The sequence below is a fragment of the Exiguobacterium profundum genome (genome assembly GCF_001909285.1).
Lineage (GTDB): Bacteria > Bacillota > Bacilli > Exiguobacteriales > Exiguobacteriaceae > Exiguobacterium > Exiguobacterium profundum.
The window spans coordinates 1,037,923-1,057,096 of record NZ_MRSV01000001.1 but is presented as its reverse complement, the minus strand read 5'-3'; the positions used below and the strand labels follow the sequence as shown (position 1 = coordinate 1,057,096).

Below are 19,174 nucleotides of genomic sequence, written 5' to 3'. Positions count from 1 at the left end.
CTCCTTAGAACCGGAAATAAATGAATGGGTTAAATGTACTCGATACGACATATGAAATCGAGATACCGAAAATGAGCATGATATACGCCGCTCGTGCAAGACCAGCGCTTGCAGCAAGCACAGGACGATCCGTACTCACTTCATGACGCAAGAAGCGGGCGACTAGCATTTTCGGAAGCGGTGTAGCAGCAATCATCGAGATGACAAGCACGACACCGTACTGAACAATGTAGTAATATGCCGTTTGATCGAATACTTCACCTCCGTGTAATCCGAACATCACTTGCAGATACTCTGTTGCGTACGTGAAGTTATCGGCACGGAAGAATACCCAACCGATGACGACGATGAAGAGCGTGAACGCGTGGGCGAGCCATGCCGGCCATGCGGCAAGCCATTTCCCAAGAAATGCCCGTTCGAGCATGATGAAAATCCCATAGTATAATCCCCATGCGATGAATGTCCAACTCGCACCGTGCCATACCCCGGTCAATAACCAAACGATGGTCAAGTTACGATATGTCTTCCATGGGCCTTGTCGATTCCCGCCGAGTGGGATGTACACATAATCTCGGAACCAGCTCCCAAGTGAGATGTGCCAGCGACGCCAAAACTCAGACACTGATTTTGAAATATACGGATAATTGAAGTTCTCAAGGAAATGGAACCCAAACATCCGACCGAGACCGATCGCCATATCCGAATAACCTGAGAAATCAAAGTAAATCTGTAGCGAGTAAGCGATGACACCGATCCAGGCGAGTGTCGTCGACAAATCCCCAGCCGATTGACTGAATACCTGATCCGCGACGTATCCACAACTGTTCGCTAGAATCATTTTCTTCCCTAGACCAATGACGAATCGTTGAATCCCAGAGACGAAGTCATCGACTGTCTCACGGCGGTCCACGATTTCATCTGCGACCGTTTGATAACGGACGATCGGTCCGGCAATCAATTGTGGGAAGAACGATACGTAAAGTGCCAAGTCAAACAAGTTCTTCTGTAGACGCCCATCGTTTCGATACACATCGATGACATAACTCATCGCTTGGAATGTAAAGAATGAAATCCCGAGCGGAAGAGGAATATCCGGGTCGTTCAGCGAGAAGCCAAATACCGAGTTGACGTTCTCAACGAAGAAACTCGCGTACTTGAAGACCCCAAGCATCCCGAGGTTCCCGAGAAGCATGAGCACCATCGTCCATTTGATTTTCTTTGCATCATCACGATACTTGTCGACCATAAAGCCGAACACATAGTTCATGACGATCGATGCGAGCATGATTAAGACGAACCGTGGTTCACCCCATGCATAGAAAAATAAACTTGTGACGAGTAAAATCGTATTTTTTAACCAGCGTGGTGATACGAAATACAGCAGCAGCACGACCGGTAAGAAATAAAATAAGAATACCGTGGAACTAAATAACATACCGTATGGTCCCTTTCTCCCTTAAGACTTGCTCCGCTTAGCGGAACGTCACATAGAGATCATCAAATCGTACAGTGGTCGGTTCAAGCGTTTCTACGATGTATTTGTAGGACATCTTGAAATACTTGGCATCTTCCATCTGTTTGACGACTTCTACAACGGGGTTCACCCCTGGGTTCAATGTGAGCATGAAACGCTTATTCGATAAACGTTCTTCGTCTGAATACTGCATGACGTACAATTCTAGTCGGATGGCGCGGTCGCCTTCGACATAAACGGATGTGTTGACTTCCATCTCTTCCCCTTCATCCATCTAGGCATCAGCCAAAAAGATTTTCGATGGGGGAATTTCAAATTTCAAGTCAAATAGTTGAACATAAATCGAGTCCTTTAGCGATTGAGGTAAAAAAGTGACCTCTGTCTTGTATTCCTCTTCGCGCATCGACATATGATTTTTATGTGGTCCACGCGGATAGTAATGGTAAATCGCCGGACGAATTCGCTTCGTTGACATGCAAGCACCTCCGAATCATTAGGATAATGATACAGAAAAGAGTTGCTGTGCCGGGCACAAAACAACTCTATTCGTTTTCATTTAGTTGGCAAGGATGGCATCGACGATTCGACGTGACGCCTCACCATCACCGTACGGGTTCGATGCTTGTGACATCGCTTTGTATGCCGTTTCGTCAGACAAGAGCTCATCCGCGAGTGAGAAAATGTTTTCTTCTTCAATCCCTGCGAGTTTGAGTGTTCCTGCAGCTACACCTTCTGGACGTTCTGTCGTGTCACGAAGGACGAGGACAGGTACACCGAGAGATGGTGCTTCTTCTTGTACGCCACCTGAATCCGTTAAGATCAAGTGCGACGTCGCCGCATAGTTATGGAAGTCGAAGACGTCGAGCGGTTCGATCAAGTGGACGCGTTCGACATCGTGAAGAATCTCGTTAGCGAGTTCACGAACGACCGGGTTCATGTGGACCGGATACACGACTTCAATGTCATCATACTTCTCGATCAAGCGACGGACCGCACGGAACATGTTACGCATCGGCTCACCCAAGTTCTCACGACGGTGTGCCGTCAACATGACGAGACGACGACCTTGTGAACGGATGCTGTCGAGCAATTCGCTCGCATAGTCGTCGCGGACTGTCGTTTTGAGTGCGTCGATTGCCGTGTTCCCTGTGACGAAGATCATCTCTTCGTTCTTGCCTTCACGAAGGAGGTTGTCACGCGACGTTTCCGTCGGTGCGAAATGAAGGTCAGCCATGACACCCGTCAATTGGCGGTTCATCTCTTCCGGGAATGGTGAATATTTATTGTGTGTGCGCAAGCCAGCCTCAACGTGACCGACTGCGACTTGGTTGTAGAAGGCTGCGAGTGATGCCGCGAATGTCGTCGTTGTGTCCCCGTGGACCAACACGATGTCTGGCTTCGTTTCAGCGATGACCTCGCCCATCCCTTTCAATACGCGTGATGTGACATCGTAAAGCGTCTGCTTGTCCTTCATGATGTCGAGGTCATAGTCCGGTTTGATTTCGAACAACTCGAGCACTTGGTCAAGCATTTGACGGTGCTGCGCTGTCACGACGACAATCGGTTCTACCCCTTCACGTTTTTTCAACTCAAGTACGAGTGGTGCCATTTTGATGGCTTCTGGTCGCGTCCCAAAGACGGTCATGACTTTTTTCATAGGTCGTTTCGCACGGTCTGACTTCGCCGTGCTTCCTCCTCCCAATTGCTCACGCTTCGTTCGATACAGCGACCGACGAATGGCGTGTTTGTAGTTGTTCTTCTGTCAAAGGCGGTAAGATGTATGTCTCTCCGAGCTCTGTCGCATCGACGACCGTCGTACGACGTTTGAGCTTGTCGGCTTTAAACGAGTCTTGTTGCTCTTTAGACAAGTTGCGGAACCATTTCAAAAACTTGTTGTACTCCCGAACGACTTCATCGACTGGTCCATATTCGCGCACTTCTCCGAACTCGAGCCAAAGGCCGAGCGTACAGAATTGGCGAACTTGTGAGACCGAGTGACTGATGAAGAAAATCGTCTTCCCACGATCTTTGAACTCGTTCATCTTGGCGAGACACTTGTCGGTGAACGTTTGGTCCCCGACCGAGAGCGCCTCATCGATGACGAGAATGTCCGGGTCGACGTTGATTGAGATGGCGAATCCGAGACGAGACTTCATCCCGCTCGAGTACGTCTTGACAGGCTGATTGATAAAGTCACCGATATCGGCGAATTCAATGATGGCCGGTGTCAAATCGATAATCTCCTGTTTCGTCATCCCGAGCATCAACCCTTTGAGCTCGATGTTCTCGAGCCCAGTCAAGTTGCCGTTCAAACCAGAAGAGATCGCAATCAACGCCGTCTTTCCGTGAAGTTCGATTTTCCCGTGAGTCGGCGGCATGACGTCAGCCAACAAGTTCGACATCGTCGACTTCCCTGACCCGTTAATGCCGATAATCCCGACCACTTCCCCGGGTGGAACTTCAAATGTGACATTGCGAAGCGCGTAAAACTGTTTGCCCCCTGCTTTACTGAAGAAGATCTCTTTCAGCTTATCAGATTGCTTGTTATAAAGCGTATATCGTTTCGATACGTTTTCAAATTTAACCTGGTACATAAGGTCCTCCTCAAATGTAATCGATGAAGTGTCGACGGAAACGCAAATGAATCATCGACCCGACGAAGAAGAGAACGAAGACGATGGCCCAGTAATAGAGACCGTAAGCCCAGTTAGTCGCCAACCAGTCGGTTCCGAGGAACATCGACCGATATCCTTCGACTAAATAATAGAGCGGATTGATTTGTAGGATATTCGCGAGCTTCGCCGACGGCACCCAAAAAATCGGTGTCAAATACATCAACATCCGCATCATCGACTGAAGAAGGTTTTGAAGATCGCGCACGATTGTCGTGAGCGCGGACGTAATCAAGGCGAGCGAGTAAAGTAGTGCAAGCGCACTGAACGCCAAGTAGATAAACCAGAGCGAATGTAGCCCCATCGGGAATCCGAATGCCCACATCAAGATAAACGAGACACCGACTAACGCCACGTGGCGATAGAAGAGTGCGAGCAAGACGTATGCCGGAATCGTCGAGATTGGGAAGCTCATTTTGGAGACCATGCCGATTTTCGAATAGACGGACCGGGCCGTCGAGGTGATCGCCGAGGCAATAAAGAACCAGACGACAATCCCTGCGACCAACCATGGCAGAAACGGCACGCCATCAATCGGCCTGCCGCTTCGAATACCAAATCCAAATACGAACCAGTAAACTCCAATCTGCAATAACGGTGTCACGAACTCCCATAAAAATCCGAGGTACTGCATCGAGTTGTTGCTTCGCGTCTCATACGTGGCGAGACGGAAAATCAAGTACAAGCTCGACTTTAGCTCTGAAAGAATAGCTTTCGCGGATTTAAACATGTTCATTCACCTGAATCAAAGAACGAGATTCGTTTCCTTTGTATATTTGTAGAGGTTGCCGTAGTTGACGACCGCTACGTCTTCACCTTCTGGTTTCACGATGTTACGTGTGTCGAAGATCATCGGACGACGCATTGATGACTTGAGCTCTGCAAAGTCGAGGACTTTGAACTCGTTGTGGTCAACCAATACGAGGACGAGGTCTGCGTCTTTGAGTGCTTCTTCTTTTGAAACGAGCTCGAAACGGCTTGATGTTGATTTTTCAACGTGTGAATCGTGAACAGAGATGTTCACACCACGGTCAAGCAAGATTTCAGCGATTTCAACCGCTGGGCTTTCACGCATGTCGTCGACGTTTCCTTTGTATGTCACACCAAAGACAGCGACTTTCGCGTCTTCGATTCCAGCAGTCAACTTCTGAACGTTGTCTGCAACGTAGTGTGGCATCGAGACGTTCGTCTCACGTGACAAGTTGATGATTTTCGCGAGGTCAGGTGATTTCGCGACGATGAAGTACGGGTCGACCGCGAGACAGTGTCCACCGACACCTGGTCCTGGGCTATGCAAGTTGACACGTGGGTGCTTGTTCGCCATCTCGATGACGTCAAGAACGTTGATGTCTAAGTCGTTACATACTTTTGCGAGTTCGTTCGCGAGTGCGATGTTGACGTCACGGAACGTGTTTTCCATGAGTTTCGACATTTCTGCCGTCTTCGCATCCGTTTTCACGATTTCACCTTCAACGAATGTACCGTAGACGCGTGCGCCTGCTTCTGCACATTCTGTCGTGATCCCACCGACGATGCGGTTGTTGTGCACGAGCTCATGAAGGATTTGTCCAGGCAATACGCGCTCTGGGCAGTGTACGAGATAGATGTCTTCACCGACAGTGAATCCAGCTTCTTCAACGAGTGGTTTGACGAAGTCGTCCATCGTACGTGGTGCGATTGTCGACTCAACGATGATGACGTTGCCTTTTTCAACGAATGGCAACACTTTGCGTGTCGCATCCAAGACGTACGTCAAGTCACATGATTTGTGCTCGTCGTCGTTGTTCGGTGTTGGGACCGCGATGATGAAGGCATCTGCTTTCTCTGGAGATAGTGATGCACGGAACTTCCCTTTTGCCACGACGTCTGCGACCATTTCGCCGAGACCTGGCTCTTCAATGTGGATCTCTCCACGGTTCAATTTATCAACAACATGTTGTGAGATATCGACTCCGACGACGTCGACGCCATAGTTCGCAAAGACAGCCGATGTCGGTAATCCGATATATCCAAGACCTACTGTACATACTTTCATTGTGTGGTAACCTCCAAATGTTTTGACGCGCTTTTTAAATAGCGCATTGTCCATCATTTTATTTCACATTCGATAATAAAACAATACTCATTATACTCTTGAACAATTCTTTGGTGCAATTACATTTTCATGACAATGTCGTCGCAAATTGTTCGTGTGTTTTGCCTGAAATGATTTGTTCCATCTCTCGATAGAGACGATCGAGCGCGAAATGTTTACGGGCATACGCCTGATAGGCTTTTGCGTCCGTCTTCAGCTTCTCGGTATCTTCTTTATAAGAGAGGATCGTATCGACAAATTTCGACGTATCCGTGACGAGTAGTTCGTCTGGGTAAATTGTTTCCGCACCCGTCCAGTGGCGGATGAGCGGGTATGACCCTGCTGCCATCGCTTCGGCCGGTGCGAGATGGAAACTTTCCAAGTCACTCGTCGAGAAGACGAATCCGATCGATTGGAGCCACGTATCGACGTCATTGCCGTGACCATCGAAGTGGACGTGGTCGCGAAGTTCTGACTCCTCGATGCGTTTCAGTAGCGCCTCATAGTACGCGCTCTCCTCTTCGCGCTTCCCGATCCAATAGACGTCTTTTGGATGGTGTCCTTTGAAGTGGAGATGGTACCGCTTGTCCGTCTTCAGCAGCTCTTCGAGGACGTCGAGCGCGAGGTCCGGACGCTTCAGTTTCGGGTTCATGCCGATCATACCGAGACGGAACGTCAAATCGTCTGCCTGTTTCGGTTTGTCGAGCTTGTCCGCGTCGACGGCGTTGTAGATGACCGTCATCTGGTGACGCGGGATTCCGAACAGACGATGCATCTCTTCTAACATATACGGTGAGACGAGGATGATACGGTCGATGTTGTCGAGCGCATATTCCCGTGGAAATGGTGTTTCTTTCTCCTGACGATGAATCCGGACGATGAGGCGTTGATGCGGCAACTTATGTTGCGAGTACCAGACGGCGTTGCCGAGGCCCCATTCACAGAAAATGACGTCTGCTTGTGCGAGACATGCCTTGCTGTGATTTACATCATGAATCTTGTGTCCATCCCACTGGTCGATGAGGACCCGGTAGCTCGGGTCGGCCTCAAAGCGTTCCATGAACATGCGGATGAACTTCAAGTCGTGACCGGCGAAGAGGATCGTCGTCTTCTGCATCTCCCAAATCGCGTCACGGAGACGTTCGAACGTGCTGGCGAACGTATAATTCTTCGCCATGTTGTAGAGCCGTTCCGCCGCATCCTTATAGATGGCTGGATGCGTGAAGGCGAGTTCAACCTTTTCGATGAATTCGTCTTCCGAATTGACGAAGAGCGGGTAGCTCGAGCCGAGCAACATCTCGTGCATCTTGTTGCGGTTAAGGAGGACCGGCTTCCCGAGCGCCCCATATTCGAGGAGCTTCGTCGACAACTCGAGGCTGTCGTCAAGGTCCGGGTGACGCCACGAGATGCCGATGTCGCTCTCTTCGATGAGCGTCTCGACGTCCGCACGCGGGATACCTTTCAACCAGTGGATCCCTTCGTCCGTTTGAAGACGATGCGTCACTTCTTTACGGAAGTTCGGATTGTTCGGGTCTTGGTTGAACTTGTCTCCCGCCACTTTCAATTCGACGTCCGGCATCCGGACCCGTACTTTCTCGAGTGCGTCGAGAATTTCAGCCGAATACCAGAGTGGCGCGAACTTTCCTGTATAGACGAGACGTTTCGCCTGACGTTTGAACGTCGGCGTCGCCTCACGCATGTTCGGGATCATCGGGTTCAAGATGAGGAACGGCTTCGGCGTCTGTAAAAACGTCTCGAAGTACGCCTTCATCTCCGTCGTCTGACAGAGCATGCGAGCCGAACGGTCCGCAATCTTCTTCAAACGTGCCAACTCTTCCTGTGACGCGGCCGATGAATCATGCGTGAAATCTGTGAGATAAGTCCACGTCTTTTTCATCGTATGTTCATAATCGGAGAGCGCATAAGCGAGCTGGAACCCACGGATGAACGTCATGTCATACTGTTTCGTCTCGACGAGCTCGTGGATGAGTTGGGCCGCCTCTTCCGGCTGGAGCACCTTCTTCTCATAGTACGGCTCGTCTTTCTTCGTCGAGTCTTCCGTGAAGACGTCGATGAAATTGACGCGGTCGAGCTGTTTGATCGACGCCGTCACTTCCGGTTTCACAATCGAGCGCTTCAAGAGCACGTCGACCTCGATGTTCGGGTCCTGGTTCAACATATGCACGACCGACGTGAGCCAGATGGCCGATCCGTCGATCAAGTTCAAATTGACGTCCCCGTATACGAGGATTCGGAGCGGTTGCTTCGTCATAATGTTACCTCCTGAAGGTCCGCTTCATCCATGGCGGCACCGGCTTTCACATATTGATACGGGTCGACACTGAAGATGCGTTTGCCAGAACGAGCAAGCTCGTTCAAGCTCTCATCCGCTTCAAAGATGTGGAGTGCCTCCTCCACCGTATAGAAACGGAGTGCCGACGGCTGCACGATTGAGCGGGACGGTGTCGCATCAAACACATAACGATACGATTCGTCATGGTCCTGTTTGACGAGCTGACCGTCATACATATAGTAGTCCTCTTTCGTCAGAACGTCCGCTTCTGCGTAGCGTGCCGCGAGCAGATAATCGCTCAAGTAGTTCGGACCGTAATAATCGTCCGACTTCAAGTGGGCGACCCAATCGTACGATTCGACCATCTCCGTGAACGAGGTATAGTGCGTCAAGTAGCTACGCATATACGTCGAGATCGACGGCGTGTTATACGTGTTGTATACATCGATGTGATCCTCGAACTTATCGAGGAACATCATGAGATGTTTATGCTCATAACGTTGCGCCTCGAACTGAGCGACGACGCGTTCTGCCTCTTCGCGCGACTTGATGAAGGCGACGACGGCAATCTTCTCGTGGTCGACACGGTACGGGATGCCGACGTCTTGGACGATTTTCGCGAGACGTTGCGTGTACGTGTGATACGTCAACACGTGACGCATACCACGCATCGCGATGTCCTCATAGAATGAGTCATCTGTCATCAAACGGCGGAATGTTTCATCCAAGTCAGATTCTCCGTCGTCAAGGAAGACGTAATCGCCAAGCATGGCATCAACCCCGACCGAGCGTGTACTGACGACCGGTGTGGCGCAGGCGAGTCCTTCGAAGACGCGACGTGAGAACATCGTCGGTGAATCGTTGACCGAGTTGACATTCAACATGACTTTATACCCTTTATACGCCTTGGCAATCTGGTTGTATTTCAAACTGCCGCGAATCGAGTGACGGAACTGTTCCGGGAATTGAAGTTGGTCGCTCTCCCCGCGTTGGTTGATCGCATAGTTGCGGTCGTAAATCGCAAGACCATACTTGTCTGCCGCCGCGAACAGTCTGTCCATGTCAGCTTTACGCGATTCGTGGCGGTTCGCATAATACGAACCGGCGAAACACGCATACGGCTCACGAGTCCCTGGTAAGCGGATCGGATTATGTTCTTTCGGCTGCGCCGCGAACGGTAACGCATCGACACGGTCATGACCACAATCTTCTTTATAGTTCGGAACGCGGTTCATGTCGGTCGTATACACATAGTCGAATCGCTTCGCCGTCTCAATGAAACGGTCGTAGTGAATCGGGTCTTCTTTGTTCCAAAAGACGGTCGGGATATTGTGATAACGGCACCAAGCGAGAAGCGCATCGAGCTCTTCCCATGTGTTCGTGCCATATTTGACGATTTTCTTCTCCCATGCACCGGCGTTCCCTTTCCACGCCGATTCGACGACGAGGACGTCCGGTTGCTCATCGAGGAGCACCGTCTTCCAGTTGTCCGGTGTGAACGTGATGAGCTGACACTCTGGTTTGTAGGATGCCATCGTAAACTCATCGAAGATGGCCGCGACCTTCAGTTCGTGTAGTTCACGTGGGATTGGTGCGAAGAAGCGAGCCTCGCGCACGTCCATCCACGTCGGGTTTTCTGTACCATCGCTGACGAGTTCTTCAGCGACACGGATGCGGTCGACCTGAGCCTCTCCGACACCGTCGACACGGAGGGCGAAACGGAGGAAGCGGATGCCCCGGTCAAAGTAGAAGACTTTCTCGCTTCCGATTTGAACCTGTTGCATAATCTGACGCTCCGTCGCCGAGTAGGCAATGATGTAGAGGACAACATTCGCCCCTTCATCGGCTACACCATCGAGCGTGACACGGTAACGACTGTTCGCCTTCACTTCATACGGGAACTCTGTCGGGAGCAGTTTGAAGCTGTTGTTCATCTCTGCATACGAGATGTAGCGGCGCTGATCGTCCTCGCCTTTCAACTGGACGACGAGTTGGTCATCTCGACTCTTCAATTTGATGAGGTCGGGTGCCGGGATCGTCCACATGTCCGGTTTGAGGGACAAGACGTCTTCACGGCGGACACTCTTTTCGCGAATCATGCCGATATTCAAGTTCTCAAGCTGTCCTGACCCGTTCACGCGGATGAAATAGCGGATGGAACGGTGTGACGGTGCGATGCGGACGATACCGCTCAGTCCGAGTGGCACTTCAATCAAACGATCCTGCCCAGACACCGTATACGTCGCGATGAATAGCGAGGCGTCCGCTGTACCCGTGCGGTCCCCTTTCAAATAGAAACGATACAAGTCATCGTCCATATCACCCGTCTCAAAATCGATGCCACGTTCTGTATCGACGTGTGGTAGCGCGATCTCATCGACGCCATAGTGCGTGTATTGGTTCCCTTCGGCACGGACGACGAGCGTGTCTCCGTCGAAGTGAGCAATCTCACTCTGTGGTTTGAGAGAACGGAGTGACGACGACGTAAGCGGATAACGGAAATCAAAAGCATCAAGTGATACGTTCGCAGCCGTCCCTTCGACTGTCCAAAGCGACAGCTTGCCGAGCATGAGCTCGACGAGGCTGAACGCTCCTGCCCCGTTGACTTCAAGATGAGCCCGGACGATTTGTTCACCCATGCCGAGCGTCACATCGACCTGATCGCCGTCCTGTACCGTCACGTAACGAGTACGTCCACCTTTACGCACGACTTCTAACGTCAACGTTGGCATCAGACCTTCGCGCGATTTGACACGCATCATAGCCGTGAACGTCTTTTGACCTGATTCGACGAGGTCGTTCACCGAGATGATATCTGAACTCGCGTTCGGTCGGTACGTGACGGTGACCGGCTCGTCCCCAGAGAAGACAAGGTCCGTCCCTTCAACGTGTACGTAAGGTGAGCGTGTATACCAGTTCGGTACGAGTTCACGTAGTTGATGCGATTTGTTCGGGCGTTTGTTCAACACTTTACGACCGAGTCGCTTCGACCGTTGTACCCCAAGGTAAGCGGCGCGACGTGCTTTTTTCTGCCAATCCATCCTCATATCCTCCAAATCATCGAGTCTTTCGAGCTCGATTCTTTATTTGCGAATGCGTCGTGCAACCGCCTGTGCCTTCAAAATCGCTTTTCCGGCTTTCGATTGCACAAGACGACGATACTTCTGATTCAACACATCATATTTACGTTTCAAGTCACTGAGCGCTTGCTCTTTCTTCTCGAACGTCTTCACGGTCCATTCAAACGTGTACAGAAGATCTCCATACTTTTGAACGAGTCGTCGATGCTTTTGACGTAATAGACGTTCATCATGTTTCAAATGACGAATCTCTTCTTCCTGCAGTTTGATTCGTTGTTTCAACAATCCGATTTCTTTTTCAAATTCGTTGCTCATGCTCTCACCTCACAAGTATGCGTCAAAGTAGAGACGCTTCAATTCTTCTGTTTGTCCTGATTCATATAAGTCGACGAATTGTTTTACAATCGGCGTCTCTAATTCCATCGGACGATACTGTTCGATGATTTCATAAAGCATACCGGCATTGTCGACAAACTCTTCCGGTTTGCTTCGGCGTAAGAAGACCAAATACCACATCGAGAAGAAGCGTTCGAATCGTGTGGAACGGTATTGATCGAGTACACCTTCCCGGGCGAATGCTTTTGCCCGTGCCGTTTCCCGAATGACACACTTCGTAAAGTACTTCTTCGTGATCGTGTTGACTGTCGAACCGGCGACAGCCGCGTAATAATCATGAATCGTCAAGTCGAGAAGAGCGACGCGTCCTGCGCTGAGGAACATCTCTTGGAAGAAGAGCGAGTCTTGCCCGACCGCACCGATGACCTGTTTCAAATCGTGCTTCTGGATGAAGTCTTTTTTGATGACCATCGTCTGGATACTCTGTACCTTGAAGTTGTGCTCGAGCAAGTACGCTCTTGGGTCTTCGATGACGCGAACACCATCTTTTTCAAGGCCGTCTAGCTCAATCATGGCCTCGCGGTTCGCAAGCTTCAACATACTTCCGACTGCGAGGTCAAGCGCGTCATTCTCTTTCATGATACGGAATAGTTCCGCATAGCCGTCGTTGACCGCTTCATTGTCCGGGTCAAGGAAAGCGATGTACGGTGTCGTTGCCAATTCGACGCCTTTGTTTCGCGGACGCGACGCACTGCCGCTGCCTCCGTCGTTGAATGAGTACGTATAGACGTTCGGATACTTCCGCACGAGGCGTTCGATATAGCCGATCGTCTCTTGGTCCGTCGAACCGTCGTCGACGAGCCAAATCTCCATGTCTTCAAACATCGAGCTACGGCGAAGACTAGAGAAACATTTGTTGTAGAGATAACGACCGTTGTTATAAATCGGTACGATCATTGAAAGCGCATAGTCGCCCGGTTCGTTCGGGACGAGTACGTCATCTGCCGCGAGCAGTTCGAAATGATCAATGGCATAGCCTTGTCCCTCGATACGCTGGTCGTCCCGAAGCGTCTCAAGCGACAGGTGGCTTGCCGCAAACATCGTTAACGCGACGTCATCGTATCCCTCTACGAATTCATGTACAACGTCCTGCCCTTTCGTCACGAAAGCGACGTCCGTGTATTTGAAGGCATTGACCATATCCTCTACATAATAGTCGAGGTAGTGATAACGGTCGTCAAATACCGTCACGAAGTCGGCTGTGCGTAAATCGACTTCTTGTAAATCTGCTTCTGCGACAAAACGTTTATGCGGATAGGATTGGCGCTCGAACAGCTCACGTGTCGCCGTCACGTCGCCGCGACCGATGACGAGGACGTCACGACGGACTTCGTGGTGAATGCCGAGAACGAATAACATTTCGTTGAAACGATCATAGATTGTATGGTTCGAGAAGATGGTGCGGACACCAGATAGTTGATGCTCGAGACGCTCTTCGTCTGTATCGAACATTTCTAAAATCCCTTGTGCATCCAATGCGCTCGTCGCGATGAATACGTTCGGGAAGTCGTTGTTGACGGCCACGTTGTAGTTCGTCAAGACGAGTTGTCCCCGTGCCTGTGCCTCATAGATGGCTTGCGCACTCATCGTCGGACTGTTTTTCACTTCATTGACGTGAAGAATCCAGTTCGAGGTTTCTTTCAACGCCTCGATCTCCTGTTGGTCCCCATGGACGAGGACATCTTGAAGTGATTTCGGTGCGAACGACACCTTCGATTCATCCGCTTCGCGAATCACATAAAGAGACTTATTCGCATCACGAACACCTTGTGCGAGCGTCTCCAAGTCTTTTGCGAAACGTTGTACCGGGAAACGGTTCGTGACGACGACCGAATCCGACTGAACACGCGTCATCCCGATTGGATTGAAGCGAAGTGGGTCGATTCCCGGACGGATGACAAAAACGCGCTCATGTCCGGCTTCTTCGATATAATCCGTCACACGCTCCTCGTTTGCCGTAAAGATATAGTCACACTGAGCGGCGAGTGAGGAGAAACGATCGTAGTGATTCGTATCGAGAGTAGTTTCAAACACGACACGAACATCAATTTGTTTGGCTTTGCGAATCAAATTCTCCAACCAGTGACGGGAGTGCGAACGCGGCGAACCCATGTGGTGGAATGCAGTCGTCTCATCTTCCACTAGCGCGGCCGAGATGAGAAGGAAATCAATCTTTTCGATTTCAGCCAGCTCTAAGAAGCCCGTCACATTCTCAAATAAATGGACATGACAAAGCCGCTCTAACTCTCTCGCTCGTTTGACCGGACCGACGAATGCCACTTGTACGTCCGCCTTCTCATAAAAATTGCTCCCATTCGATGCGATACGAGTCACATCTTGTTTCGGGAGTCGCGCTCGAGCTGATTCGAGTTCCGTTTTTAAGGTAGCTTGCTGTTCTTCAAACAATTTATCGTCAAGACGCGGGCGTTGTGCCTGTCTCGACAATGAAGGAAGGTCCTCAAGGGTGATCAAGTCATCTCCGTTCAATGCTTCTCTCCGGTCGACCCGTTCTTTTTCTTCTTTCAACCACGCAATGTGCGCTTGCACATCGCGCAGCGTCGCTTTTACATCCATACGTCCGCTCCACCTTTTTTAAGTAATCAGTATTTCTTCATCTTATCGTATCTTAACAGAGTTGTATGTCGGTCGCAATTTGATGACAAATGTACACGCCTGAATTTCCTATAAAAAAGACGGACCCATTCCTGGATCCGTCCGAAAGCAACCAATGATTGTCTTATTCAGCTGCGTTGACGTCGACGATACGTCCTTCAACAGCAGGTGTGACTTCTTCGCCGAGGCTGATCAAGTGATCGCGGAAGTTTTCCCAGTCGATGAGACCGAGGTCATTGACGCGACCGTCTTTGAATGCCGTTTCAAACTCAACATAGTTGTCTCCACCTTGCGCTGTGAAGAAGTTCGTTGCGACTTTGTAGCTCGTCGCGTCTTCGACATCGACAAACTCTGTGCCGTTGTTGTACTGCAAGCTAACGATGCGCTCGCCAGCCGGTTTTGAGCTGTCGAACAATACTTTGAATCCAGATACGTGGAGGAATCCACCGTTCTCGATTGGGTAAATGCCAACGCTACGCTCGAAAGCAGCTTTTAATTCGCTACCTTTCAAGTCCATGATGGCAAGCGTGTTTCCGAATGGAAGTGTCGTCAACACTTCACCTGTCGTGACAGGACCTGCATCGATTGATGCACGGATTCCACCACCGTTTTGAACAGCACCGATGACAGCAGAATCATACTCTTTCGCTTTCGTGAGCATACCGTCTGTAATCAAGTTACCGAGGGCTGTTTCATTTTTACGGACACTCGGTGCCGTTTCGTCACCTTTGTCACGTGGGTTATCGAGTGGAGCTGTGAGTGAGACACCGATTGGGTCTTGGCTGATTGTATCCACGACATCTTTAAATGGTGCGAGCAATTCTACCGCATATGGATCTGGTTGAAGTGCCTTCACATCAATCAAACTACCCGCATGTTTGATGACTTTTCCATCCTTGTCGAACTCGACATCAACCGTTCCGAGGAAATTGCTGTATTGGTCCGCTTGAACGATGACCGTTGGCTCTGTTTTTCCTTCTGTGATGAGGACCGGAGCGCTCAAACGAGTATGCGTGTGGCCACCGACGATGATGTCGATCCCATCTACGTTTTCAGCAAGCAACAAGTCGTTGTCGAACGCCGGGTTGTCGTTATACCCAAGGTGTGAGACAGCTACGATTTGATCGACGCCCATCTCTTTGAACGCGTCGACTGCTTTTTGTGCTTCTGCGATGTAGTTTTGGAATTCAATTGGGCCTGGGCTAGCGATGGATGCCGTCTCTTCTGTTGTCAAACCGAAGAATCCGACCTTCTCGCCATCCACTACTTTGATGACTCCTTCATAAAGACGACCGTTGTACGCTTTTTGTGTAACTTCGTCACGGTAGAGGCTCTTCATGTATTGGTCATTTGCATAGTTGACGTTCGAGCTGACGAACGGGAAGTTCGCATAGCGGACGAAATCAGCAAGTTCCTTGTGTCCTTGCTCCGTACCGAGATCGAATTCGTGGTTACCCGGCACCATCAAATCGTATTTCATGTAGTTCATGAGTTTGAGGTCAGCTTGACCTTTGAACTCGTTGAAGTAAAGCGATCCTGAGAAGACGTCCCCTGCGTCGATCAAGAGGCTGTCTGGCTTCTCTGCACGGATTTGCTTGATGGCTGTCGCACGTTTCGGTGCGAGATCGAGCGCGGCGTGCGTGTCGTTCGTGTGCATGATCGAGAGCTTGTATCCTTCTACTGTATAAGGAACTTCAAGTGTGATTGTTTTACCACGGTTTGTATATGTAGCCGTCGCGACGAATTCGCCGACTTCACTCGTGTCGATTTTGCTCCAACGTACTGCTTTTTCATACGTCCCACTTGCGAATTTCACTTGTTGCTTCACGATGCCAAGTGCCGGTTTCCCTTGTTTGAACACGAGTGGCTCGCTCGGTGGTAAAATCGCAATCGGGTGATCGAGGACGCGGACGCGTTTCTCAATGTACTTCCCTTTGCCTTTGACGATTCCCTTAGCTGTTTGGAATGTACCTAATTTCTCCAAGTTGACGCTCGATTTATACCAATGGATCGGCGCGCCCTCATATGTAGCATCGAGTGCAGCATCCAAGTCCCCTGCGTACACATACGCTGATTTCGCTTTGACGACTGGTGCTTTCGACGCAGCTTCTGTGACAACAGCCGGTGCGAGCGATGCAGTCGATACGGCCGCTACAGCGAGTGCTGTGTACAACTTACGAGATGATTTCTTTGTCATGTCCAATTCCCCTTTCAGATTTGCGAAGAGGACACACAAGAGAAAGCGCTTACATCATTCGACTTTTTACTTACCTCGATTACCCCAAAGTCGTCCGTTTTTCCCTTATATGTACAAATCGCTCTAGTTCTAACGTAACGGAAACGCGTCCAATAAACAATCACAAATTGAAGATTTTTAAGGTTTTTACAATTTCCACAAAAAACGATTCCCTCATTATGTAAAGGACGACATCACTTCGTGAGAGCGTCGTGACGGTTTGTCCTTTACACGTCACGACTTTCCTCACACGGCACATGAATGACATGCTTTCCCCCGTTTTCAATCCAATACGAGACGATGTACACCCCATCCCGCTCTTCGACCTTCGTATCGACGACACGCTTCCCGGTCCGGTCTAGTCGAATCAGAGTCAAAAAGCGAACTTCGCTACCATGTTCAATCGAAACGACTTGCTGGCGGGGAGTCCACTCCAAATCACGCATGGATACATGGCTCGGTTCAAGTGCCATATAAGCCTCTTCGCTTTTTAAAAGCTGAATGAATTGAATGGCTCGATTCGAGGCATCTTTAAATCGAACGTTGTGTTCTTCTGGTGTACCCGATACCAGGTCCAAACCGGGTGCCAGATGGAAGCGCTGGACAAAGAGGTCCGCTTCCGGCGCGACAATCCGATCAAACACGACAAGCGTTCGCGCCTTATCGTACACGACATGCCTAGTATGAATGGCCCCTTTTCCAATCAGACGGCTCACTCCGGTCGCCGTCATCTGTTTCCGCGCCTCTTTCACCTCTAGGATTCCGCTCTCTCCGATTCGCTCGATCGACAAGTCGAGCTCTTCTCCGAGTCGATGTACCGTATTGTGCGCCGCGACACGTAGTGCTTGCGCACGCTCAGGTCCGTCCACATAGCCATACCGACCAGTTTCGACGATGAAATCCCGCCCCAATCCATATAGTTCGAGACTCAAGTCGTCGGCATGTTTATGTGCACCCCCATGGTATCCCGCTGTCATCAGAATATAGGTGGCGTCACGAAACGGACGCTTTGCATGGTGCCAATATTCACGCATGACCGCATATTGAGAGCCTAGATTCGCCAGCAGTTCTTCTGGGCATTGTCCTTGTGTCCCTCCACTCATGGCAAAGGCTAGTTCGGGAAACGTTTCAATCCGAGGAATTAAACGGCTTCCGCGAAGCTGTCCTCCCGTATCCCCCACGATCGGCAAGGTTTGGTTCGGTTTAATGAAATGCAAGAGGCGCTTTGGCATCCGGTCGATGCGTCCAATCCCTTCCGGCAACGTGAATCCATTTAAATCGGCCCAGTCTCTAAATCGACTTAGCGTATGGTACACGTAAACGTGATAGCCGGGCGAGTGCTCCAAATGGGTCCCGTCCTCCGAAAGGCAAATGTCGAGTTGCTTATTCAACCGCGCACGCGCAATCCTTCTCCAATCCGCACTGCGATCAAACTCCGGAAAACAGGAAGCAATCGCAAACAGTGCCATATCTTGAAAGAGCCCATGGTTATGGAGCGGACGATAAAAGGTAGGGGTCGCCAGTAATGTCGCATGTTCATATAACAGATGTAACAAGCGGCACGTCACACGGGCATCATGATGGATCGGTGCCTGGCGATACGCTTCAAAGAAACGGAGTATATGGAATACTCGAATCGCCGTACCGTGCGCATGGTATGCTACACGCCCCCGCGGACCGCCATGCAGCGGATGATGGCTCTGCCAGCTATCGATGATTTGGTGTGCATAGTGCAAGTATTTTTCTTTTTTCGTCACCTCATAGGCATGAGTCAGTTGATTGACCGTCGTCAAATAGTGGAGTTGGAAAAGGAACGAGTTGTTGTTCACAGGTGGTAACATTTTGTTCCAATCGAACGTCCGAACATCACGGACGGCCAATGTATGCGGAAGCGATGGGATATACCATCTTCCGTTCAACGTCTCTTCCGCAAAATGAACCGCCTGTTCATCACGGATTTGTTCATAATGGTACGAAGCGAATGTGCGCTTTTGTTTCATATAGTCACGGACGAGCAGTCGCTCCATCTTGTCCGTCAATTTGATTTTCGAGAGGGGTTCGGTCATGAGGAGCATCACATCCGTCGCGCGGACGAGTGCTTCCCTTCCTTCTCTATGGACAATATAATATCGACCGTATGGACGGATGAGCCGTACCGTCTCGGTCGTCTCGAGCCGACTGTCTGGCACCATTCGTCTTCCCTTCCATTGATAGCACATCGTCCCTGCCGAGATGACGACGTCCCAACCATCGCTCGCTTTCCCCGAGAGCGAACCCCGAAGTTGAGCCACGATCTGTTTTGCATGTGAATGTTCCATTCGTTCCCTCACTTGTCA

The 19,174-nt window shown here is 50.3% G+C and carries 13 protein-coding genes; all 13 read right to left on the bottom strand.

Annotated elements, in window-relative coordinates:
• Positions 1-4 precede the first annotated feature (4 nt).
• A complete protein-coding gene (locus tag BBB58_RS05545; protein ID WP_074036040.1) occupies positions 5-1,435 on the bottom strand; it encodes an MBOAT family O-acyltransferase in 1,431 nt (476 codons plus the stop codon).
• Positions 1,436-1,472: 37 nt separating this feature from the next.
• Positions 1,473-1,730 (bottom strand): hypothetical protein, encoded by a 258-nt coding sequence (locus BBB58_RS15355; RefSeq protein WP_244150684.1) that lies wholly within the window; start codon positions 1,728-1,730, stop codon positions 1,473-1,475.
• Positions 1,731-1,748: 18 nt separating this feature from the next.
• Positions 1,749-1,949: a hypothetical protein gene (locus tag BBB58_RS15350; protein ID WP_244150683.1), complete on the bottom strand. Its 201-nt coding sequence runs from the start codon at positions 1,947-1,949 to the stop codon at positions 1,749-1,751.
• An 81-nt stretch (positions 1,950-2,030) separates the two neighbouring features.
• Positions 2,031-3,131: a non-hydrolyzing UDP-N-acetylglucosamine 2-epimerase gene (gene wecB, locus BBB58_RS05535; RefSeq protein ID WP_012727108.1), complete on the bottom strand. Its 1,101-nt coding sequence runs from the start codon at positions 3,129-3,131 to the stop codon at positions 2,031-2,033.
• A gap of 49 nt (positions 3,132-3,180) precedes the next feature.
• Positions 3,181-4,068 carry a teichoic acids export ABC transporter ATP-binding subunit TagH gene (gene tagH / locus BBB58_RS05530; RefSeq protein WP_012727109.1) on the bottom strand — a complete coding sequence of 296 codons (888 nt, stop codon included), beginning with the start codon at positions 4,066-4,068 and terminating at the stop codon, positions 3,181-3,183.
• A 10-nt stretch (positions 4,069-4,078) separates the two neighbouring features.
• A complete protein-coding gene (locus BBB58_RS05525) occupies positions 4,079-4,876 on the bottom strand; it encodes an ABC transporter permease (RefSeq protein ID WP_074036039.1) in 798 nt (265 codons plus the stop codon).
• Between the two features lie 15 nt (positions 4,877-4,891).
• Positions 4,892-6,181 carry a nucleotide sugar dehydrogenase gene (locus BBB58_RS05520; RefSeq protein WP_074036038.1) on the bottom strand — a complete coding sequence of 430 codons (1,290 nt, stop codon included), beginning with the start codon at positions 6,179-6,181 and terminating at the stop codon, positions 4,892-4,894.
• A 127-nt stretch (positions 6,182-6,308) separates the two neighbouring features.
• Positions 6,309-8,492: a glycosyltransferase gene (locus BBB58_RS05515; RefSeq protein WP_084543042.1), complete on the bottom strand. Its 2,184-nt coding sequence runs from the start codon at positions 8,490-8,492 to the stop codon at positions 6,309-6,311.
• Positions 8,489-11,554, bottom strand: coding sequence for a CgeB family protein (locus BBB58_RS05510; protein ID WP_074036036.1), 3,066 nt, complete (start codon positions 11,552-11,554; stop codon positions 8,489-8,491). Before BBB58_RS05510 ends, BBB58_RS05515 begins: the two co-directional genes overlap by 4 nt.
• 42 nt (positions 11,555-11,596) lie before the next feature.
• Entirely contained in the window at positions 11,597-11,908 is a 312-nt protein-coding gene (locus tag BBB58_RS05505) for a hypothetical protein (RefSeq protein WP_074036034.1), read from the bottom strand.
• A gap of 9 nt (positions 11,909-11,917) precedes the next feature.
• Positions 11,918-14,563: a glycosyltransferase gene (locus tag BBB58_RS05500; protein ID WP_074036033.1), complete on the bottom strand. Its 2,646-nt coding sequence runs from the start codon at positions 14,561-14,563 to the stop codon at positions 11,918-11,920.
• 163 nt (positions 14,564-14,726) lie between these two features.
• Positions 14,727-16,799, bottom strand: a complete 2,073-nt coding sequence (locus BBB58_RS05495; RefSeq protein WP_074036032.1) for a bifunctional metallophosphatase/5'-nucleotidase — start codon at positions 16,797-16,799, stop codon at positions 14,727-14,729.
• 266 nt (positions 16,800-17,065) lie between these two features.
• The gene (locus tag BBB58_RS05490; RefSeq protein ID WP_074036031.1) at positions 17,066-19,156 is read right to left on the bottom strand and encodes an alginate lyase family protein; all 2,091 of its coding nucleotides are present in this window, start codon (positions 19,154-19,156) and stop codon (positions 17,066-17,068) included.
• Positions 19,157-19,174: the final 18 nt, after the last annotated feature.